Annotated in this window: 18 protein-coding genes; 6 read left to right on the top strand and 12 right to left on the bottom strand. The window is 69.4% G+C overall.

Annotated features, from left to right (window positions below):
* Nucleotides 1-63 precede the first annotated feature (63 nt).
* Nucleotides 64-345 carry a 2TM domain-containing protein gene (locus VIL76_RS18615; protein WP_332046571.1) on the top strand — a complete coding sequence of 94 codons (282 nt, stop codon included), beginning with the start codon at nucleotides 64-66 and terminating at the stop codon, nucleotides 343-345.
* Here VIL76_RS18615 and VIL76_RS18620 read toward each other — a convergent pair.
* The 7 genes from VIL76_RS18620 to VIL76_RS18650 all read right to left on the bottom strand — a co-directional run bounded on the left by VIL76_RS18620 (nucleotide 342) and on the right by VIL76_RS18650 (nucleotide 10,576).
* Nucleotides 342-560: a hypothetical protein gene (locus VIL76_RS18620; protein WP_332046572.1), complete on the bottom strand. Its 219-nt coding sequence runs from the start codon at nucleotides 558-560 to the stop codon at nucleotides 342-344. The genes VIL76_RS18615 and VIL76_RS18620 overlap by 4 nt on opposite strands.
* Nucleotides 560-1,372, bottom strand: coding sequence for an enoyl-CoA hydratase/isomerase (locus VIL76_RS18625; protein ID WP_332046573.1), 813 nt, complete (start codon nucleotides 1,370-1,372; stop codon nucleotides 560-562). The genes VIL76_RS18620 and VIL76_RS18625 overlap by 1 nt, the downstream gene beginning before the upstream one ends.
* Nucleotides 1,373-1,453: 81 nt before the next feature.
* The gene (locus VIL76_RS18630; protein WP_332046574.1) at nucleotides 1,454-2,509 is read right to left on the bottom strand and encodes a GGDEF domain-containing protein; all 1,056 of its coding nucleotides are present in this window, start codon (nucleotides 2,507-2,509) and stop codon (nucleotides 1,454-1,456) included.
* Between the two features lie 107 nt (nucleotides 2,510-2,616).
* A complete protein-coding gene (locus VIL76_RS18635) occupies nucleotides 2,617-4,302 on the bottom strand; it encodes a DEAD/DEAH box helicase (protein ID WP_332046575.1) in 1,686 nt (561 codons plus the stop codon).
* Nucleotides 4,303-4,457: 155 nt separating this feature from the next.
* Complete coding sequence (locus tag VIL76_RS18640) at nucleotides 4,458-6,392, bottom strand: PQQ-binding-like beta-propeller repeat protein (RefSeq protein ID WP_332046576.1); 1,935 nt, start codon at nucleotides 6,390-6,392, stop codon at nucleotides 4,458-4,460.
* Nucleotides 6,393-6,471: 79 nt separating this feature from the next.
* The gene (parE, locus tag VIL76_RS18645) at nucleotides 6,472-8,535 is read right to left on the bottom strand and encodes a DNA topoisomerase IV subunit B (protein ID WP_332046577.1); all 2,064 of its coding nucleotides are present in this window, start codon (nucleotides 8,533-8,535) and stop codon (nucleotides 6,472-6,474) included.
* Between the two features lie 109 nt (nucleotides 8,536-8,644).
* Entirely contained in the window at nucleotides 8,645-10,576 is a 1,932-nt protein-coding gene (locus tag VIL76_RS18650) for a PDZ domain-containing protein (protein WP_332046578.1), read from the bottom strand.
* A 51-nt stretch (nucleotides 10,577-10,627) separates the two neighbouring features.
* Here VIL76_RS18650 and VIL76_RS18655 point away from each other — a divergent pair, with 51 nt between their 5' ends.
* A complete protein-coding gene (locus VIL76_RS18655; RefSeq protein ID WP_332046579.1) occupies nucleotides 10,628-10,993 on the top strand; it encodes a Kazal-type serine protease inhibitor family protein in 366 nt (121 codons plus the stop codon).
* A 55-nt stretch (nucleotides 10,994-11,048) separates the two neighbouring features.
* On the opposite strand, the gene glnA is transcribed toward VIL76_RS18655, so the two are convergent.
* Nucleotides 11,049-12,458: a type I glutamate--ammonia ligase gene (glnA, locus tag VIL76_RS18660; protein WP_332046580.1), complete on the bottom strand. Its 1,410-nt coding sequence runs from the start codon at nucleotides 12,456-12,458 to the stop codon at nucleotides 11,049-11,051.
* Between the two features lie 45 nt (nucleotides 12,459-12,503).
* Complete coding sequence (locus VIL76_RS18665; RefSeq protein WP_332046581.1) at nucleotides 12,504-12,842, bottom strand: P-II family nitrogen regulator; 339 nt, start codon at nucleotides 12,840-12,842, stop codon at nucleotides 12,504-12,506.
* Between the two features lie 212 nt (nucleotides 12,843-13,054).
* Between VIL76_RS18665 and VIL76_RS18670 the strand changes: the two genes are divergently transcribed.
* Genes VIL76_RS18670 through VIL76_RS18680 form a run of 3 tightly spaced genes read left to right on the top strand, consistent with a single transcriptional unit; the run spans nucleotide 13,055 to nucleotide 16,607 of the window.
* Nucleotides 13,055-14,587 carry an acetyl-CoA acetyltransferase gene (locus tag VIL76_RS18670; RefSeq protein WP_332046582.1) on the top strand — a complete coding sequence of 511 codons (1,533 nt, stop codon included), beginning with the start codon at nucleotides 13,055-13,057 and terminating at the stop codon, nucleotides 14,585-14,587.
* Between the two features lie 2 nt (nucleotides 14,588-14,589).
* Nucleotides 14,590-15,159 carry a histidine phosphatase family protein gene (locus tag VIL76_RS18675; protein WP_332046583.1) on the top strand — a complete coding sequence of 190 codons (570 nt, stop codon included), beginning with the start codon at nucleotides 14,590-14,592 and terminating at the stop codon, nucleotides 15,157-15,159.
* Nucleotides 15,156-16,607, top strand: coding sequence for an NAD(P)H-hydrate dehydratase (locus tag VIL76_RS18680; protein ID WP_332046584.1), 1,452 nt, complete (start codon nucleotides 15,156-15,158; stop codon nucleotides 16,605-16,607). Before VIL76_RS18675 ends, VIL76_RS18680 begins: the two co-directional genes overlap by 4 nt.
* A 62-nt stretch (nucleotides 16,608-16,669) precedes the next feature.
* Here the strand turns inward: VIL76_RS18680 and rplI are convergent, their stop codons facing one another.
* Genes rplI through rpsF form a run of 3 tightly spaced genes read right to left on the bottom strand, consistent with a single transcriptional unit; the run spans nucleotide 16,670 to nucleotide 17,940 of the window.
* Nucleotides 16,670-17,263 (bottom strand): 50S ribosomal protein L9, encoded by a 594-nt coding sequence (gene rplI, locus VIL76_RS18685; protein WP_332046585.1) that lies wholly within the window; start codon nucleotides 17,261-17,263, stop codon nucleotides 16,670-16,672.
* 14 nt (nucleotides 17,264-17,277) lie between these two features.
* A complete protein-coding gene (gene rpsR, locus VIL76_RS18690) occupies nucleotides 17,278-17,559 on the bottom strand; it encodes a 30S ribosomal protein S18 (RefSeq protein WP_332046586.1) in 282 nt (93 codons plus the stop codon).
* Between the two features lie 18 nt (nucleotides 17,560-17,577).
* Nucleotides 17,578-17,940, bottom strand: coding sequence for a 30S ribosomal protein S6 (gene rpsF, locus VIL76_RS18695; RefSeq protein ID WP_332046587.1), 363 nt, complete (start codon nucleotides 17,938-17,940; stop codon nucleotides 17,578-17,580).
* Between the two features lie 226 nt (nucleotides 17,941-18,166).
* On the opposite strand from rpsF, the gene VIL76_RS18700 reads away from it, so the two are divergent.
* Nucleotides 18,167-18,658: a DUF2059 domain-containing protein gene (locus tag VIL76_RS18700; RefSeq protein WP_332046588.1), complete on the top strand. Its 492-nt coding sequence runs from the start codon at nucleotides 18,167-18,169 to the stop codon at nucleotides 18,656-18,658.
* The last annotated feature ends 5 nt before the right edge of the window (nucleotides 18,659-18,663 follow it).

Here is an 18,663-nt window from a genome sequence, read left to right on the forward strand (position 1 = left end):
CCCGGTAGGCGACGTTAACCTTTACCACTTATGCTTGCGGCCAACTGACCAGGGGAGCGGGCAGTGGCTGAGGATACCGAACTGGACCTGCGCCGCAGGGCCGAGCAGCGGGCGGACGCCAAGATCGGCTTCCGCAAGCACTTCATCGCCTATGTGCTGGTCAACGGCGCGTTCATCGCCATCAACCTGCTGACTTCGCGGGACTATCTCTGGTTCATCTGGCCGTTGCTCGGCTGGGGGATCGGCGTGGTCGCCCACTTCGCCGCCGTCTACATCGACGACGGGGCAGCGCGCGAGCGCGCGGTGATGGCCGAGATGGAGCGGATGCGCGAGCGCGAGCGCTAGGGCTCTTCCGGCTGGTCCTGGGCAGGGGCCACGGCGCGTTTGCGCCGGCTGACGAGGATCAGCGCCAGGCCCGCGATGTCCAGCAGGCCGCCGTACCAGGTCCACCGGATGTCGCCGGTCATGAAGCTGCCGGGCAGGATGTTCAGTCCCTGCAGCACCCAGACATTGCCGACCACGATCGCCAGGACCCCGACGATCAGCAGGAGGGTGCGCATCAGCGGCCCTTGAACTGCGCCGGGCGCTTCTGGAGGAAGGCGGTGACGCCTTCGCGGAAGTCCTCGGTGCGGCCGGCGTCGCGCTGGACGGTGCGCTCGGCGTGCAGCTGCTCGGCCCACTCCGCATCCAGGCTCTCCCAGATCAGCCGGCGGATGTAGGCCAGCGACTTGGGTCCGTCGGCCAGGGCGCGGGCGAGGTCCCTGGCGGTCGCCATCAGCTCGGCGTCGGGGACGCAGCGGTTGATCAGGCCCCACTCCAGCGCGGTGCGGGCGGGCAGCTTTTCGCCCAGCAGGGCCAGCTCCATGGCGCGGGCCTTGCCCACCAGCCGGGGCAGGAGGTAGGTCGCCCCGCCGTCGGGGACGAGTCCGATGCGGCGGAAGGCCTGCAGGAAATAGGCGCTCTCGGCCGCCACGATGAGGTCGCAGGCCAGCGCCAGGGAGGCGCCCACGCCTGCCGCCGGACCGTTCACCGCCGCTACGATGGGCTTGGGGTAGTTTCGCAAGCTGGTGACGAACGGGTTGTAGACCGTCTCCAGGCCCGCGCCGGCGTCGCTCTCTTCGCGGCTGGAGCCCGCCGCAGGGCCGCCGCCTGAAAGATTGGCGCCGGAGCAGAAGCCCCGGCCTTCGCCGGTGAGGATCACGCAGCGCACCGCGTCGTCGGCGGCGTGCCTCTCGAAAGCGGCGCGCAGGCCGGCCACCATGTCGACGCCGGCGGCGTTCAGCGTGCCGGGATCGTTCAGGGCGATGATCGCGACCCCGTCCTCGACGGAGGTGCGGACCTTCTCGGCCGTGGCGGTGGCGGCGTCGACCATGGCGTGCTCCTTCGAAACTCGTGCTGGCGAGCTTGCGGAGCATACCCCGGCGTCAGCCAAGGGTGGAATGCAGCAGCAGCCTTAAGCGGCCGAGGCTATGGGATCGGCGGTGCTGGTGCGGTTGCGGCCCGCGCGCTTGGAGGCGTAGAGGGCCGCGTCGGCGCGTTCCAGGAGGGCGGCGACCGGCTCGCCCGGCTGTCGCTCCGCCAGGCCGGAGGAGACGGTGACCGCCCCCAGGTCCTCGTTGGTGGAGCGGCGCTTCAGGATGCGGGAGGCGACCTCCTCGCGGACTTCCTCGAGCACGGCCACGGCCACGCGGGCGTTCTCGCCCGGGAAGATGACCGCGAACTCCTCGCCGCCGTAACGGGCAGCCACGCGGGGGTGCTCGCCGGCGCGGCCGATGACGCTGGCCACATAGCGGATCACCTGGTCGCCGGTCTGGTGGCCCCAGGTGTCGTTGAAGCTCTTGAAGTGGTCGATGTCGATGACGGCCAGCGTCAGGGTCTCGCCGGAGGCGTCGGCCTGGGCGCAGGCCTTCTCGAGCGCCTCGTCAAACGCCTTGCGGTTGGCGAGGTTGGTGAGCGCGTCGGTCATGGCGTCGCGGCGCACCATCTCCAGGTGCTCGCGCAGACGGGAGACCTCGGCCGTGGTGTCGGCCAGCTGGGTCTCCAGGGTCTTGTTCTCTTCCTGCACCCGATGGGTGGCGGTGGTCAGGCTCTCGACCATGGCCTTGATGGCCTTCGCGTCGCCGGTGTCGATCGACTTGGACGCGGTGGCCAGGGTCTGGCCGTAGGCCTCGCTCGTCTCCCGGGCCGATTCGATGGCGCGCGTGACGCTGTCCAGTTCCTTGGACAGGGCATCCCCGGCATCGAGGATCTCGCCGTTCAGGCGCGCCTTGGGCAGGTACTGGGCGGCCAGGTGCTCGCTCACCGTGTCGGTGAAGGGCTCGCCGGACTCGATGAGCTGGTTGATCTCGGTAGTGAGGGGGCTTTCCTCGTCACCGGACACGTAGTGCAGCCACAGCTCGAAATTGAGCGGCGTCGGCCAGACCTTGTGCGCCTCCATCGCCTGCAGGACCTTGCGGGCTAGGGCATAGGCCTGCGGACCGCGAAGCGTGAGTTCGACGTCAGCGGACATTTGGCTCGTTAATTCCCACACCGGAGCCGATCCGCGAGCGGTCAGCCCTCTCCGTGGGCAAGCCTACGCCGGATAGCCAAACGGGCGGTTAAGACGCCAGGCCGTGGTCAGTCGTCGGCCGGACGTGGGGCAGGGGCGCGCTGCAGGAACGCTGGCACGTCGCTGCCGAAGCCGACGACGCGGTCCGGATCGCGTTCACCACGTTCCCGGTCGCGCTCGCGGTCGCGGCTGCGGTCACGGTCATGGCCGTAGCGGTCGCGCTCGTTGCGGTCACGGCCTTCAGGGCGCTCGGCCCGTTGCGGACGCTCGCCGCGCTCCCGACGCGGGCCGCGCTCGCCGCGCTCCGGGCGCTCGCTGCGCTCGGACCGCTCGCGGGGAGGTCTCGCCTCGCGCTCGACGTCGGCAGGGGCGGGCGCCGCAGCTTCGACGGGCTCGACCGCCTCGGTGCGCGGCTTGCGCTCGCGGCCGCGGCGGGGCTTGGGCGCCTCCTGCTCCGGCGGGGGCGCGCCCGGGTCGAAGGGCTCCATGGAGGCCACTTCGCCGTGCGGCTTGACCTCACGGGGGCGGCGGTCGCGATCGCGGCTGGATCGTTCACGGCTGCGGCCGCCGCCTTCGCGGCCGCCACGGCCGGCGCGCGGCTCGTCCTTGATGCTGCCCCAGTCGATCCCCTCGAGCTTGATCTCCTCGGGCGCCTTGCCGATCAGCTTCAGGACCTTGTCCAGGTTGCGGCTGTCGGCCGGGGTCACGATCATGAACGCTTGGCCCGAGCGTCCGGCGCGGCCGGTGCGGCCGATGCGGTGGACGTAATCGTCCGCATGGTGCGGCACGTCGTAGTTGAAGACGTGGCTCACGTCCGGGATGTCGAGGCCGCGGGCGGCCACGTCGGAGGCGCACAGGAGCCGCAGCTCGCCGGAGCGGAAGCTCTCCAGGGTGCGCATGCGGGTGGACTGGTCGAGGTCGCCGTGGATTGGGGCGGCGTCCAGGCCGTGCTTGCGCAGCGACTTGGCGACGACGTCGACCTCGGATTTGCGATTGCAGAAGACGATGCCGTTCTTCACGTCCGCGCGGCCGATCAGCTCGCGCAGGGCCGTGCGCTTGGCCTTCGGGTCGGCGGTGGGGATGCGCACCAGGTTCTGGGTGATGGTCTCGGCGGTCGTGGCCGGGCGGGAGGCCTCGATGCGGATGGGGTCCTTGAGGAACTGCTTGGTGAGCCGGGTGATCTCCGGCGGCATGGTGGCCGAGAAGAACAGCGTCTGCTTCTTCGCCGGCGTCAGCTTGAAGATGCGTTCCAGGTCCGGGATGAAGCCCATGTCGAGCATGCGGTCGGCTTCGTCGACCACCATGATCTGCACGCCGGTCATCAGGAGCTTGCCGCGCTCGAAGTGATCGAGCAGCCGCCCGGGGGTGGCGATCAGCACGTCGACTCCGCGGTCCAGCTTCTGCTCCTGGTCGGAGAAGGAGACGCCGCCGATCAGCAGCGCCCAAGTGAGCTTCTGGCCCTTGGCGTACTTCTCGAAGGAGGCGGCGACCTGGTCGGCAAGCTCCCGCGTCGGTGCGATCACCAAGGCGCGCGGCATGCGCGCCTTGGCGCGGCCGGCCGCCAGGCGGTCGATCATCGGCAGGGTGAAGGCGGCGGTCTTGCCGGTGCCCGTCTGGGCGATGCCCAGCACGTCCTTGCCGACAAGGGCCACGGGAATGGCCTCGGCCTGGATCGGAGTGGCGGTGGTGTAGCCGGTGTCGGCCACGGCCTGCAGGGTCGCAGGCGAGAGGCCCAGTTCGGTGAATTCAGTCATTCGTTACAGGTGAGGCGGCGGCCCTCCGTTTGAAAACGTAGGCGCGCCACGGCGGCGCGGACGGAAGTCGTCGCGCGCGGCGGAAGATACGGGCGGCGACGCCCAAGTCAACGCACGCCCGGTAACCGAGTTCATGAGCCGCAGTGTTTAGGCCGCTATTTCCCGTCGACCGAGTAGGCCAGGAGCACGTTTACGCCATTTCCGCCGGTGTTCGCCGCGCCGTTGAAACCGCTCATGGTGTAGACCATGCCGCTGGCGATGGCCGGGCCTAGGCCGTCGATGGAGCCGCCGGGCTGGCCCTTCACGCCGTTGACCGTGTCGTAGGTCTGCTCCGTCGTCGAGTGGGCCCAGATGATCTTCCCGGTCGCCGAGTCATAGCCGCGGAACCAGCCGTCGACGGTGCCGGAGAAGACCACGCCTGGCATGGCCGAGGGCGCGGCCGATTGGGCGCGGATGCAGCCGCCGGGCGCCCGGTCGCGGGAACGGTCGCCGTGGTAGCGGCAAGGCGCTTTGGGGGCCTTGGTCTGCCAGAGGATCTTGCCCGTGGCCGGGTCGATGGCCGAAAGGCCGGGGTTGGGCGGGTAGGGGATGAACGGTTCGGGTGGCTTGCCCTGGCCGCGCCGGATCTCCTCGAAGAGGCCGCCGATGTCGGCGTTGGCCACGTAGAGCCGTTGGTTGTCGGCGGCCATGCCCCACTCGATGCCGCCCAGCGAGGAGCCCACGCCGACGGTGGTCTTCCACAGCAGCTTCCCGGTGTCGGGGTCCATGCCGTAGACGATCCCCGACTTCTGGCCGGACAGGACGATCTGCCTGCCGGTCTTCAGGGTGTGGACGATCGGCGTGGCGCCGAAGTCGAAGTCCGGCCCGAGCTCTTCCGGGCAGTTCGCCGGTTTGACCGCCGTGCCGTAGCAGCCGGTGATGAAGTTGTCGTTCTCGGTCACCTGATGCGACCAGCGGATCTTGCCGGTCTTCATGTCCATGGCGACGATCGCGTCCGCGCCCTTGGTGGGGGCGTCAACGTAGCTGTCGCCGGTCGCGACGTAGACGAGGCCGCGCTTGGGATCGGCGCTGGGGGCCGACCAGATTGCGCCGCCGGCCGGGCCCCACATCTGCGTGCCGGCCGAGTTCTTTCCCAGCTTCCCGAGCGGCTCGGTGATCACATAGGTCTGCCACTGCTTGGCGCCGGTCTTCAGGTCGAGTGCGACGAGGGACCCGCGGAAGGTGCAGCACTCGTAGGTGTTGGCCCGCGCTCCGCCCTCTTCGCCCGAGGTGGTGGGGACGAACACCTGGTCGCCGACCACGAGCGGGGTGCCGGTGATGCCGGCGAGGCGGTGGCTCTCGATCTCGGGGCTCTTCCAGATGTCCTTGCCGGTTTGGGCGTCGATGGCGCGCACGGTGCGGGTGCGCTCGCCCACGAAGGTGGCCCAGCCGGAGGGCGAGATCGCGGTCTTCACGATCATCGGGGTCGTGCGCGAGGTGACGTCGTCACGCACCCAGCGCACGCAGCCGGTCTTCGCGTCCAGGGCGTAGAGCTTGCCGGTGCGGTTCGCCATGTAGAGCCAGTCGCCGATCACCGTGGGCATTGAGCCGCCGGGCATGGCGAAGGCCCACTTCACCTTCAACTTCGGCACGTCGGCCTTGCTGAGGCCGGGGTTGGGCTGGAATCGGTGCGAGGTGGGCTCGAAGCCGACGCTGGTCCAGTCCGACCCGGTCGGGCGGATCACGGGGGCGGGGCCGGCGCACATCTTGTCGACGCCGAGCTGCTGGGCCGACAGCTGGCGGCCGCGGGAGGCCGGGGCCGGCGCTAGGTAGGCCGCGATCGCCTGCTTGTCGGCCGCGGTAAGGCCGGCCGCCATGGGCGCCATGACGCCGTTCGTGAGGACCTGTACAATGTGGGCCTGGGGCATGGCGGCCAGCGCGCGACGGTCGGCGGCGCGCTCCACGGCCGGCTCGTGGCAGCCCTTGCAGCGGGAGTTGAACAGCGCCTGGCCGTCCGGGGGCCCCTCCTCGGCGCCCATCGCCAGCGGCGCCCCGAACACAGCCGCAAACCCGAGCGCCAGCGCGCCCGCCACCCAAGCCTGAACTCTCATAGGACGCTTCCCCCGGACGCGTTCGTCGTTTGCGCCACTGTTGCGGCGCTCGTTTGCGGGAAGATTGCAGCCCTGCGCGTCAGACGTCGAGGTCGGCGGCGGCGAACTCGGCGTTCTCCTGGATGAAGCGGAAGCGCAGCTCCGGCTTGCGGCCCATGAGGGCCTCCACGAGGTCTGCGACCGTCTCCTCCGCGCGGGGCAGGGTGACCTTGGCCAGGGTGCGCTTGGAAGGATCCATGGTGGTCTCCTTCAGCTGCGCCGGCATCATCTCGCCGAGCCCCTTGAAGCGGCTGATCTCGGGCTTCTTGCCCTTGAATTCAGTCGCCAGCAGCTGGTCGCGGTGGGCGTCGTCGCGGGCGTACATGGACTTGCCGCCGTGGCTGATTCGGTAGAGCGGCGGCAGCGCCAGGAACAGCCGGCCCGAGCGGATCATCTCCGGCATGGTCCGGTAGAAGAAGGTGATCAGAAGGCTGGCGATGTGGGCGCCGTCGACGTCGGCGTCCGTCATGATGATGATCCGCTCGTAACGCAGCTCTTCTTCCTTGAACTTCGAGCCCCCCTGGACGCCGAGCGCCAGCATCAGGTCGGAGAGCTCCTTGTTGCCGCCCGTCTTGTCGAGCGAGGCGGACGCGACGTTCAGGATCTTCCCGCGCAGAGGCAGGATCGCCTGGGTGCGGCGGTCGCGGGCCTGCTTGGCCGAGCCGCCGGCGCTGTCGCCTTCCACGAGGAAGATCTCGGTGCCGTCGGTGGCCTGGCCGGAGCAGTCGGCGAGCTTGCCGGGCAGGCGCAGTTTCCTCGTGGCCGACGCGCGGGCGACCTCCTTGTCGCGGCGGCGTTTCAGCCGCTCTTCGGCGCGCTCGATGACGAACTGAAGCAGGGCCGAGGCGGCCTTGGGCTGGGCGGTCAACCAGTGGTCGAAGGGGTCGGCGATCGCCTTCTCGACCAGGCGCTGGGCCTCTGAGGAGGAGAGCTTCTCCTTGGTCTGGCCCTGGAACTCCGGGTCGCGGATGAAGACGCTGATGAGGGCGCCGGCCTGGGCGACCACGTCGTCGGCGGTGATGAGGCCGCCGCGCTTCTCGCCGACCATCTCGGCGTACTGCTTGAGCCCGCGCGTCAGCACGGCGCGCAGGCCGGCCTCATGGGTGCCGCCCTCCGGCGTCGGGACCGTGTTGCAGTAGGACTGCATGAAGCCGTCGGCCTCGCCGAAGCCGGCCGGCGTCCAGGTCACGGCCCACTCCACCTTGCCCGCCTCGCCAGGGCGCTCGTAGCGGCCGGCGAAGGGCTCGGGGGTCACGGTCTCGATGGACTTCACCCGCTCGGCGAGGAAGTCGGCCAGGCCGTTGGGGAAGCGGAAGGTCGCCTCCGCCGGGGTCTGGTCATGGATGCGCGACGGGTCGCAGCGCCAGCGGATCTCGACGCCGCCGAACAGATAGGCCTTGGACCTCGCCATCCGGTAGAGCCGCGCCGGCTTGAAGGCCACGCCCTCGCCGAAGATGACGGGATCGGGCAGGAAGGCGATCTGGGTCCCCTTCTTGCGCGTCGGGCCCAGCTTCTCGATGCCGCCGATCGCCTTGCCACGGGTGAAGGCCTGGCGCCACTCGAACCCGTCCTTCCAGGCGGTGACCTCGACCCGCTCGGAGAGCGCGTTGACCACCGAGACGCCGACGCCGTGCAGGCCGCCGGAGGTCTCGTAGGCCTTGCCGGAGAACTTTCCGCCGGAGTGCAGGACGGTCATGATGACCTCCAGCGCCGACTTGCCCGGATATTTCGGGTGTGGATCGACCGGGATGCCGCGGCCGTCGTCCTTGACGGTCAGCATGCCCTCGGCGTCGAGGCTGACCTCGATGACCTTGGCGTGGCCGGCGACGGCCTCGTCCATGGAGTTGTCGAGCACCTCGGCGAACAGGTGGTGCAGCGCCCGCTCGTCGGTGCCGCCGATGTACATGCCCGGCCGCTTACGGACGGGCTCCAGGCCCTCCAGGACCTCGATGTCGGCGGCGGAGTAGCCCGAGGTCTTGACCCCGACCACGGCGGGATCGACCCGTGGTTCATGGCTCTCTGCGAGCGGCGGCGCAGGCACAGGATTGAGTGCGTCGTCGGAACCGAAGAGGTCGGGCAGGGACTGGGCGGCGGACTTGGGCATGAGCCTTCGAAGGTGAGCCGATTCTGGACCTGCCCGGTATGGCGACCCGCCCGCCCTAAGGCAATGCGACCCCTGCGGCCGGACCCGATCCAGTCACAGGTTTCGCGACCTACTTCTTCGGCGCGTAGATCGCCGCCAGCCGGTCGGGTGTCCCGGCGATCCGCTCCAGGCGCGGGTAGCGCAGGCCGCCGCGGTAGTCGATCGCCACCGTGCGGTAGTGGTCGCCGTCCTTCAGCAGCAGGCTGATCGGCTGTCCGGACCTGGCCCCAGTGATCGCCTCCTTCAGCCGGTCGGCGTCGTAGGCGATGCCGTTCACCGCGACGATCTTGTCGCCGACAGTGAGCCCCGCCTTGAACGCCGGGCCTTCCCACAGAACCGAGGTGAGCGTCGCCTCGCGGTCCAGCGTGGCGCCGATCGAATAGGTGAGGTCGACCATGCGCCGGGTGGCTTCGTTGTCCTTCCAGTAGTCGGTGGGCGCGTCGGTGTAGACGAGGCGGTAGCCGCCGCGCTCCAGCCCATCGAGTGGGTATTCCGGCGCCACCTGGCGCAGGCGCTTCGTGAGGAAGCCGGCCCAGTCGTAGGGCGTTACCCGGTTCAACTCGGCCACGACCTCCTCGAAGGTGAAGGTGACGGGCGTCCAGCTGCCGTCGCGGATGCCGAAGAAGGCGCGGGCGAAGTCGTCCAGCGACTTGCGGCCGCCGGTGCGCTCGCGGATCAGGGTGTCGGCGTCGAGCCAGACGAGCTGGCCTTCGGAATAGTAGTCCTCGCTGCGCTGCCAGCTGGTCCACGGCTGCGGGCGGCGGTTGGCGATGATCGGGTCGTTGGTGGTGTCCTCCACCGAACGCCACTGCCGACCCGGCCGGCCTTCCGAGTAGGTGGCGGCCGTCATGGCCAGGGCGTCGAGGCTCTGCTGCAGCGTGACGAGGCCGGAGCGGGCGCCGAGCACGAAGCCCCAGTACTGGTCCTGGCCCTCGTAGACCCAGAGCAGGCTGTCGCGCATGGGCACGTTGTAGTTGGGCGTCCAGAGATCCGCCGGCCGGCGGAACTTGCCCACCCAGGAATGGCTGTACTCGTGGGGCAGCAGGTTGCGGGACGGCGCCTTGCGGTTCCAGTCCGTGAAGTAGCTGGGGGTGGTGGCGTTCTCGCTGGAGCGGTGGTGCTCCAGGCCGATGCCGCCCATCCGGTCAGTGAGCGCGAACAGGAACTCGTAGTGGTCGAAGTGGCGGGCGCCGAACAGCCGATCAGCCTGGCGGATGAGCTCGCGATGCTTCTCGATCTGCTCGGGGGTGGCGGCCAGCAGTTCCGGCCGGTCGGCCACGATGTTGAGGCGCACGGGCGACTTGCCGCTGGTGTCGAGGTCGTACTGCCTGAAGTGGCGGCCGGCGAACATCGGCGAGTCCAGCAGGGTCTCGAAGTCGGTGCGCTTGAAACGGACGTGGCCGCCCTCGTTGGACGCGGTCTCCAGCGCCGTGCCGTAGCCCCAGCCGGCGGGCAGGCGGATCGCGGCGTCCACCGGGATACGACGGGCGAAGTAGCCGGCCGGGTACATGGCCAGCGAGATCCACTGGGCGTTCAGCATCTCCGGCGTCATCACCACCCGGCCCTGGTCGCCGGCGGTGGGGGAGAGGTACTGCCACTCAACCTCCAGGTTGGCGGCGCCGGCCGGCGGCGTGACGTGGAAGGCGAAGACCTGGACGGGATCGCGGCTCCAGGGGATCGCCTGGCCGTTCGCCCGTACGACCAGGCCGGCGACGTTGAAGAGGGCGTTGCGCGGCGAGTGCCCGCCGGGCACCCACTGCGGATAAAGCAGGGTCATCGGGCCGCGGCGCACCACCGGGATCGTCTGGCGCACACGGAAGATGCGCCGGTCGATGTCGGTGGCGTCCACCTCCAGCTTGAGTACGCCGGGGTAGGGGGCGTCCTGCGGCGCGGGGATCGCCGGCGGCAGGGGGAGCGCCTGCGGGCCCTCGGACGGCTGGGCGAAAGCCGGGCCGGCGAGGAGGAGGGCCGCGGCGAGGGCGGTGCGAACGAAGGGGGTCATGCGTTGCTTCTAGAGCGCCCGTGGGCCGGGCCGCAATTCAGGGAGATGGGATTGCTTCGCAACCTGATGGTGATCGCCGCCGCGGCGGCCTTGCTCGGGGCGTGCCAGCAGAGCGGGGCGGAAGCCGACCCGCCGAGCCCGCCGCCCAATACCTCGCGGCCTACGGCGGATACCGGCCAGATGTGCGGGGGCATCGCCGGGATCGCCTGCCGCAAGCCGGGCGACTTCTGCAAGACGGCGCCGCAAGCCCAGTGCGGCGCCGCCGACCAGGCGGGGACCTGCGCGCCGAAACCACAGGTCTGCACGCGCATATTCCAGCCGGTCTGCGGCTGCGACGGCAGGACCTACGGCAACGACTGCGAAGCGGCCGCGGCTGGGGTCAGCGTGTCGTCCGCCGGCGAGTGCAAGGCGGCATAGCCAAAGGGCCGCAGATCGCTCCGCGGCCCTTCGCATTCAGCTCAGCAAGTGCGGCCTAGCACTTGTAATACATGTCGAATTCCACCGGGTGCGGGTGGAGCTGGAGGCGCATGACCTCTTCCATCTTCAGCTCGATGTAGGCGTCGATGAAATCGTCGTCCATGACGCCGCCCTTCTTGAGGAAGGCGCGGTCCTTGTCGAGGTTCTCCAGGGCTTCGCGGAGCGATCCGCAGACCTCGGGGACCTTCTTCTGCTCGCGCGGCGGCAGGTCGTAGAGGTTCTTGTCCATGGCCGGGCCGGGATCGATCTTGTTCTCGATGCCGTCGAGGCCGGCCATGAGCAGGGCCACGAAGGTCAGGTACGGGTTGCCCATGGGGTCCGGGAAGCGGGCCTCGATGCGCTTGGCCTTCGGTGAATCCACGTGCGGGATGCGGATCGAGGCCGAGCGGTTGCGGGCCGAGTAGGCCAGCTTCACCGGGGCTTCGTAGCCGGGCACCAGGCGCTTGTAGGAGTTGGTGGTGGAGTTGGAGAAGGCGTTGATCGCCTTGGCGTGCTTGATGATGCCGCCGATGTACCAGAGGCACATGTCGGACAGCCCGGCGTACTTGTCGCCGGCGAACATCGGCTTGCCGCCCTTCCAGATCGACTGGTGGACGTGCATGCCCGAGCCGTTGTCGCCGAACATCGGCTTGGCCATGAAGGTCGCCGTCTTGCCGTAGGCGTGCGCCACGTTGTGGATCACGTACTTATAGAGCTGCATCCGATCGGCCATGGTGATCAGCTCGTCGAATTTCAGGCCGAGTTCGTGCTGGGCCGGCGCCACCTCGTGGTGATGCTTCTCGGGCTTCATGCCGAGCTCGCCCATGACCGCCAGCATCTCGCCGCGCAGGTCCTGACCGGAGTCGACCGGATTCACCGGGAAATAGCCACCCTTGGGACCCGGGCGGTGGCCCATGTTGCCCTCGGGGTACTGCTTGGCGGAATTCCCCGGCAGCTCGGTGGAGTCGTAGGAGTAGCCGGTGTCGTGCGGGGCGGTGTTCCAGCGCACGTCGTCGAAGATGAAGAACTCGGCCTCGGGGCCGAAGTACACGGTGTCGCCGATGCCGGCCGACTTGATGTAGTTCAGCGCCGCCTTGGCGATCGAGCGGGGGTCGCGGTTGTAGGGCGTGTTGGTGTCCGGGTTCACCACGTCGCAGAACAGCACGAGCGTGGTCTGCTGGTAGAACGGGTCGATGTGGGCGGAATCGAGGTCCGGCCGCAGCTTCATGTCGCTCTCGTTGATGGCCTTCCAGCCGGAGATCGACGAGCCGTCGAACATGGTGCCGTCGGTGAGGAAATCGTCGTCGACGAGATCGATGTCGAAGGTCACGTGCTGCAGCTTCCCGCGGATGTCGGTGAAGCGCACGTCCACGTACTTGACGTCCTTCTCCTTGATCTGAGCCAGGATGTCGGCGGCTGACGGCATGGTGGTGATCCCCTTTGGTTGTTCTTGATGATCAGAGGCGGCGGACTAGATGGCGTCGGGGCCGGTCTCGCCGGTGCGGATACGCATGACGTCGAGGACGTCGGAGACGAAGATCTTGCCGTCGCCGATGCGGCCGGTGCGGGCGGCGCCGGCAATGGCCTCGAGAGCGCGGTCGAGCTGGTTGTCGTCGATCACCACCTCGATCTTGATCTTGGGCAGGAAGTCCACGACGTACTCCGCGCCGCGGTAGAGCTCGGTCTGGCCCTTCTGGCGCCCGTAGCCCTTGGCTTCGATCACCGTCATGCCCTGGACGCCCAGCTCCTGCAGGGCCTCCTTCACTTCATCGAGCTTGAACGGCTTGATGACGGCTTCGATCTTTTTCATACGGCCCCCGCGTTCGGGCGGGACGGAGCACGGCCCGTGGGGCCGGGACAAGGGCGCGGACGCCGCAGATGGCGCAAGGCGCCTCCGGAAAAGCGCGGCGCCCGGAAATTAGGCGCCTGCAGCCCAATTTCCGACCAGTGTGGGAAATCGCCTTGTGAGGCGGCTTTCGGCCCTTAGGATCGCGCCCGACCGGCAGCGGAGGCGGGCAAGGCATGGCGGGAAGCGCCCCAGTTCTGATCGGAGCGGGCCAATTCACGTACCGGGGCGACCCGGGGGTTTCGCCGTCGCCGACGGCTCTGCTGAAGATTGCGGCGGAACGGGCGGCGCTGGATGCCGGAATCGGGGCCGTGGGCCTGAAGGCGATCCAGGACCTGGCGGTGGTGGGCTTCACCATCGACGCGCCGGGCTCCCGCCGGGTGTTCCCCCACTCGACCAATGCGCCGGCCAGCCTGGCCAAGGCGATCGGAGCGGAGCCTCGCTGGAGCGTCTATTCGGAGATGGGCGGCAACACGCCCCAGTCCCTGATCAATACCCTGGCCGAGCGGATCGCCCGCGGGGAGGCGGACCTGGCGCTCACCGTGGGCTGCGAGTTCCTGGGCTCGGCCATGAAGCGGATGGCAAAGGGCCTTCCCTTTGACGACTGGGCCGAGGACCACGACCAGCCGCCGCCGCAGCGGATCGGCGACCCCCGGCGTGGCGTCACCGAGTACGAGGCCCGCCACGGGATCAACCGGCCGATCAATATCTACCCCCTGTTCGAGAATGCGCTCAGGGCCCGGGACGGCCGCTCGATCCCCGAGCACCAGCGGCGGATGGGCGAACTGTTCGCCCGGTTCACGGACGTGGCGGCGGAGAACCCGGAGGCGTGGTTCCCGGTGAAGCGTTCGGCCGAGGAACTGGTCACCGTCTCCGAGAAGAACCGGATGATCGGCTTCCCCTATCCAAAGCTGCTCAACGCCATCATGGAGGTCGACCAGTCGGCCGCCGTGATCCTCGCCAGCGAGGAAAAGGCCCGCGAGCTGGGCGTCCCGGAGGAGAAGTGGGTTTACCTGCACGGCTGCGGCGACGCCGCGGACCTCTGGCACCCGCTGGACCGGCAGGACTTCCACTCCAGCCCGGCCATGCGCCGGACCGGCCAGAAGGCGCTGGAGATGGCCGGCGTGTCTCTCGACCGGATCGACCTCTTCGACCTCTATTCCTGCTTCCCCGTGGCGGTGGAGATCGGCGCCGAGGAGCTGGGGCTGTCGCTGGACGATCCACGCGGGTTGACCGTGACCGGGGGCCTCCCCTACGCCGGAGGGCCCGGGAACAACTACGTCATGCACTCTGTCGCGGTGATGATGCAGAAGCTGCGCCGCCGGCCGGGGGCGTACGGCCTCGTCACCGGCAACGGCTGGTACCTGACAAAGCAGTCGACGGGGATCTACTCCACCCAGCGCCCCGACAAGCCCTTCGAGCGCGAGGACCCCGCGGTGCTGCAGCGGGAGATCGACGCCCTGCCGCATCCGGAGATCGTCGAGCAGCCGCAGGGGCGGGGCGTCATCGAAACATACACGGTGGTGCACAAGCGCGAGGGCCCGTTCCTCGGCATCGTGGTGGGACGCGACGAGGCGGGGCGGCGGTTCTGCGCCAACACCCCGAACGACGCGGCCTTCCTCAATGTCTTTGAAGCGTCAGAACAGGTGGGTAGAGCAGGTACGGTGAGCCAGACCGCCGACGGCCTGAACCTCTTCACCCCGGAATAGCCATGCCCCGCCTGTACCTCATCCGTCACGGCAAGCCCGCGTCCACCTGGGGCGGCGAGGACGAGGACCCGGGCCTGGACGAGACCGGCCAAACGCAGGCGGAGGCCGCGCGGGACTGGCTGCTGTCGCAGCCCGCCGAACACCGGCCCCAGCGGGTGGTGAGCTCGCCCCTGCGGCGCTGCCGCGAGACTGCCGAGCCCACGGCGCGGGCGCTCGGCGTGCACGTCGAGATCGATCCTGTCGTGGGCGAAATCCCGACGCCGGCGGCCCTGCACCCGTCCGAGCGCGGAAGTTGGCTGCGGCAGGTGTTCCAGGGCACCTGGCAGTCGATCAATGGCGATTTGGACTACGACGCCTGGCGGCTCGACGTCGTGGGCTCGCTCCGGGCGCGTGGCGACACCGCCGTCTTCTCGCACTACGTGGCCATCAACGCCGTGGTCTCGCACCTGCTGGCTGACGACAGGGTGCTGCATTTCCGGCCCGACCACGCCTCCATCACCATCCTGGAGACCGACGGGACCGAGCTGGTGCTGGTGGCCAAGGGCCGGGAAGCGACGACGGGGGTGCTGTGACCGCGCGGCCGATCCTCACCGTCGCCGAGACCGCCGCGGCGGACCAGGCCGCCATCGCGGCCGGCACGCCCGGCCTCGAACTGATGGAGCGGGCCGGGATGGCGGTGGCTGACGCCATATGCGCGCGGTTCGACCCCAGGCCGACGTCGGTCCTCTGCGGGCCGGGCAACAACGGCGGCGACGGATATGTCGCGGCGCGGCTGCTCAAGTCCCGCGGCTGGGACGTCTGGGTGGAGAAGCTGGCGGATCCTTCGGCCGACGACGCCAGGGCCGCGGCCGCGCGCTGGACCGGCGAGACCCTGCCGGTCTCCCAGTCGAATCGCATGGCCGAGCTCGTTGTCGACGGCCTGTTCGGCGCCGGCCTCTCGCGGCCGCTCGAGGGGGAGGCGGCGCGGCTGGCGCGCGGCTCGGAGCGCATGCGCGATCGGGTGGTGGCCATCGACACGCCCAGCGGCCTTTGCGGCGACACGGGAAAGCCGCTGGGTGAGGCCGCCTTCTGCGCCGGCCTGACCGTCACCTTCCACGCGCGGAAGCCGGCCCACGTCCTGGAGCCCGGGAAGAGCCGCTGCGGGGAGGTGGTGGTGGCGGACATCGGCCTTGCCGAGACGCCCGGCCGCACCGTGGAGAACGGACAGGAGCTGTGGCTTCCGCGCTTCCCCTGGCCTGACGCGACGTCGCACAAGCATGCCCGCGGCCGGATGGTGGTTGTGAGCGGCGAAGCCTGGACCACCGGAGCCGCGCGGCTCGCAGCTCGGGCCGGCCTGCGGATCGGGGCTGGCTTGGTGACGGTGCTGTCGCCGCCCGACGCCCTCAGCGTCAACGCCGCGCATCTGGAGGCCGTGATGCTGCGGCCGTTCGAGACGGACGCCGAACTTGAGCAGATTGCCGTCGACGTCGACGCCGCGGTGATCGGGCCCGCCGCGGGGGTGACCGAGACGACACTGCTCAACGTCATGGCGCTGGCGCGCACCGGCGCGGCCCTGGTGCTGGACGCCGACGCCATCACGGTCTTCCGCGACGACCCGGAGGAGCTGTTCTCGGTGCTCGACCGCGACGACGTTCTCACCCCGCATCCGGGCGAGTTCGAGCGGCTGTTCCCCGGCCTGCTCGCCGGCGCGCCTGAGCGGATTGCGGCGGCGCGCCAGGCGGCCGAGCGGGCAGGGGCCGTGGTCCTGCTGAAGGGCTCCGACACGGTCGTGGCCTCGCCTGACGGCCGGGCGGCCGTGAGCCTCAACGGCTCGCCCTGGCTGGCCACAGCCGGTTCCGGCGACGTGCTGGCCGGCTTCATCGCGGGGCTGATCGCCCAGGGCATGGAGAGCTTCGAGGCGGCCTGCGCCGCGGCCTGGATCCAGTCCGAAGCCGCCGAGCTGCACGGGCCGGGCCTGATCTCCGAGGACCTGCCGGGCCTTGCGCCGTCCGTCCTGCGGCGCCTGCACGACGAACGCTAGCGGACCAAAGAAAACGGCGCGGGATCGCTCCCGCGCCGTCTGTCTTGTCGTCGAGGCCGTGCTTACGCCGAGGCGTCGGCGCCGAACTCGCTCGCCAGCTGGCCCGCGCCGCCTTCGAGGAGGTCGGCGGCGGCTTCTTCGGCCGCGACGCGCTCTTCCTCGAACTGGGCGTTGATGACGTTCTCGCCGCGCGCCTGGCGCTCGGCTTCGTCCTGGCTGCGCGCGATGTTCAGGGTGACGGTGACGGTCACCTCCGGGTGCAGGCGCACCTTCACGTCGTGCATGCCGAGCGTCTTGATCGGCTTGTCCAGCACGACCATGGCGCGTTCGACCTTGCCGCCTTCGGCGTTGACCGCGTCGGCCACGTCGCGGCCGGAGACCGAGCCGTAGAGCTGGCCGCTCTCACCCGCCTGACGGATCAGGATGTAGGTGGAGCCGTCGAGCTTCTCGCCGGACTTGCCGGCGGCGTCCTTGGCCTTGGCGTTGCGCGCCTCGATGTCGGCGCGCTGGCCCTCGAAGACCTTCATGTTGGCTTCAGTGGCGCGCAGCGCCTTGGAGCGCGGCAGGAGGAAGTTGCGGGCGAAGCCGTCCTTGACGTTGACGACGTCGCCGAGGCCGCCCCAGCCTTCCACGCGTTCGAGCAGAATGACTTTCATGTGCGTCGCCCCCCTTACTTCACGACGTAGGGGAGGAGCGCCAGGAAGCGGGCGCGCTTGATGGCCTTGGCCAGCTCACGCTGCTTCTTGGCGGACACCGCGGTGATCCGCGACGGCACGATCTTGCCGCGCTCGGAAACGTAGCGCTGCAGGAGCTTGACGTCCTTGTAGTCGATCTTCGGGGCGTTGGCGCCGGAGAACGGGCAGACCTTGCGGCGGCGGAAGAACGGGCGGCGGGCGCCGCCGGCGGAGGAGCCGGCCGCAGCGGCCGGGGCCGTGGAGGTTTCGTCGGTCATGTCGAGGATCCCCCTTTCTTAGAACTGAGGAACGTCGTCGCGGCGTTCGCGGTCGCGATCGCGGCGGGCGAGGATGGGGGAGAGCTCGAGGTCCAGCTCGTCGACGCGGACGGTCAGGAACCGCAGGACGTCTTCGTTGATGCCGAGCTGGCGTTCCATCTCCTTCACGGCGTCGGCCGGAGCGTCGATGGCGAGCAGGGAGTAGTGACCCTTGCGGTTCTTCTTGATCCGGTAGGTCAGGTTGCGCAGGCCCCAGTACTCGATCTTGGCGACGTTGCCGCCGGCTTCCTCGATCTGGTGCTTGAGCTGGTCGTTGAGAGCTTCGGCCTGTTGCGGCGAGATGTCCTGCCGCGTGATGACCACGTGTTCGTAGAGCGCCATTTGTCCTTCTTCCGTTGCGGAGGCGGCGCGTCCGGCGGCGGAAGTCCGCCGGATACGATGGCTCTCAGCGCGGCGGCCGGGGGTTTCCCGACCCATTCGCGTTCCGCGTGAGACCGCTTCCTTGAAGAGGCGGGCAGATAGGCGAAAACCGCTGGTGGAGCAAGGGTTTTCGCCTTGCCGCGGCGGCCTGGCTCGGGGCACGCTCGCCCGAGGCAGGGGGGAATCCATGTTTCTGAAGACCGTTTCGGCGCTGGGCTGCGCCGCCGTACTGGCGTTCGGCGCCGGCGCCGCAGATGCCGCGCCCACCGCCAAGCAGGTGGAGCTGGCCCGCCGCTACATGGCCGCCCTGCACATGGAGGAGATGATGGGCTCGATGATGCAGAACCTCGCGCCCGCCATGTTGGACAACATCGCCAAGCGCAGCGGCGGCCAGGTCCCGCCGGAGCTGCGCAAGGCGTTCACCGAAGCCTCGGCGGAGTCCATGCAGGCCATGACGCCGAGGATGGTTGAGGTGATGGTCCCGGCTATCGCCGACACCTTCACCGAGGCGGAACTGCAGGCGGCGGTGGCCTATTACGAAAGCCCGCTGGCCAAATCCCTTCTGGCCAAGACCGGAGCTTACATGGCCAAGGTCCAGCCTGCGATCACCCGCCTGATGCCGGAAATGCAGGCCGACCTCGAGGGCCGGCTCTGCAGGAAGATCGAATGCCCGAAGTAGGCCGC

It is taken from the genome of Phenylobacterium sp. (assembly GCF_036563285.1).
Lineage (GTDB): Bacteria > Pseudomonadota > Alphaproteobacteria > Caulobacterales > Caulobacteraceae > Phenylobacterium.

Bases quoted from the DNA above. Each gene is read 5' to 3' on its own strand.
- parE (WP_332046577.1), bottom strand. From the start codon at position 8,535: ATGCCCAAGTCCGCCGCCCAGTCCCTGCCCGACCTCTTCGGTTCCGAC.
- VIL76_RS18640 (WP_332046576.1), bottom strand. From the start codon at position 6,392: ATGAGAGTTCAGGCTTGGGTGGCGGGCGCGCTGGCGCTCGGGTTTGCG.
- rplI (WP_332046585.1), bottom strand. From the start codon at position 17,263: ATGAAAGTCATTCTGCTCGAACGCGTGGAAGGCTGGGGCGGCCTCGGC.
- VIL76_RS18665 (WP_332046581.1), bottom strand. From the start codon at position 12,842: ATGAAAAAGATCGAAGCCGTCATCAAGCCGTTCAAGCTCGATGAAGTG.
- VIL76_RS18700 (WP_332046588.1), top strand. From the start codon at position 18,167: ATGTTTCTGAAGACCGTTTCGGCGCTGGGCTGCGCCGCCGTACTGGCG.
- rpsR (WP_332046586.1), bottom strand. From the start codon at position 17,559: ATGACCGACGAAACCTCCACGGCCCCGGCCGCTGCGGCCGGCTCCTCC.
- rpsF (WP_332046587.1), bottom strand. From the start codon at position 17,940: ATGGCGCTCTACGAACACGTGGTCATCACGCGGCAGGACATCTCGCCG.
- glnA (WP_332046580.1), bottom strand. From the start codon at position 12,458: ATGCCGTCAGCCGCCGACATCCTGGCTCAGATCAAGGAGAAGGACGTC.
- VIL76_RS18650 (WP_332046578.1), bottom strand. From the start codon at position 10,576: ATGACCCCCTTCGTTCGCACCGCCCTCGCCGCGGCCCTCCTCCTCGCC.
- VIL76_RS18620 (WP_332046572.1), bottom strand. From the start codon at position 560: ATGCGCACCCTCCTGCTGATCGTCGGGGTCCTGGCGATCGTGGTCGGC.
- VIL76_RS18635 (WP_332046575.1), bottom strand. From the start codon at position 4,302: ATGACTGAATTCACCGAACTGGGCCTCTCGCCTGCGACCCTGCAGGCC.
- VIL76_RS18625 (WP_332046573.1), bottom strand. From the start codon at position 1,372: ATGGTCGACGCCGCCACCGCCACGGCCGAGAAGGTCCGCACCTCCGTC.
- VIL76_RS18675 (WP_332046583.1), top strand. From the start codon at position 14,590: ATGCCCCGCCTGTACCTCATCCGTCACGGCAAGCCCGCGTCCACCTGG.
- VIL76_RS18670 (WP_332046582.1), top strand. From the start codon at position 13,055: ATGGCGGGAAGCGCCCCAGTTCTGATCGGAGCGGGCCAATTCACGTAC.
- VIL76_RS18630 (WP_332046574.1), bottom strand. From the start codon at position 2,509: ATGTCCGCTGACGTCGAACTCACGCTTCGCGGTCCGCAGGCCTATGCC.